The sequence below is a fragment of the Nocardia barduliensis genome, from assembly GCF_013315795.1.
GTDB classification, from domain to species: domain Bacteria; phylum Actinomycetota; class Actinomycetes; order Mycobacteriales; family Mycobacteriaceae; genus Nocardia; species Nocardia barduliensis.
In genome coordinates this window covers 1-588 of record NZ_JABLTE010000289.1, presented here as the reverse complement: position 1 = coordinate 588, position 588 = coordinate 1, and the positions used below count along the sequence as shown (strand labels likewise).

1 protein-coding gene is annotated in these 588 nt (G+C 75.5%); it reads right to left on the bottom strand.

Annotation, left to right across the window (positions count from 1 at the left end; all coding sequences use genetic code 11):
* Positions 1 to 563: cutinase family protein (locus HOV91_RS39250; protein WP_174190207.1), on the bottom strand; the 563-nt coding region annotated here is incomplete at its 3' end.
* Between the last annotated feature and the right edge of the window lie 25 nt (positions 564 to 588).

Genomic DNA, 588 nt, shown 5'->3' with positions numbered 1-588 from the left:
GGGGTGAGTTGGCCGGGGCGGCCGGGGATTACGGGCGAGTCGGGGGCGCGATCGGGATCGGAGTACAGGGCGATACCCGCCACCCGCTCGGCCGGGACTGGTCCCTCGCCCGCGCCGACAGCTCGCGCGAACTCCGATACCACCTGCGCGCCTTGGGAATACCCGACCACGGCCAGGGCGGTGCCGGGGCAGTCGGCGGCGATCCTTTCCGCGGTGGCCGTGAGCGCGACCAGGCCCTCGCCCACTGAGGCCGCGTAGGAGTCGGGGCCGCCGCCGGTCCCGACCGCGCCCCCGAACCCGGCGGGATAGGCGATGTAGGTGCGCGCCACCAGATCCGGGACGGCGGCCACCACCGGGCCGAGCAGGGATCCGAGCATCCCGGTGTCGGTGATCGGGGATGCGCCTGGCGAGGACTCGCCGGTGCCCTGCACTCCGAGGACCCACAGCGCGGGGCAGCCCGGCCCGCCGTTCGCGGGTGGTTGCGCCGACCCGGAGCCGGGCGTGCCCAGCGCGCTCGTGCAGGCCGCCAGGATGGTGGCGGTGATGAGACGGAGACCGGTCACGGCTGGCCCACCCCCACTCCGGCAC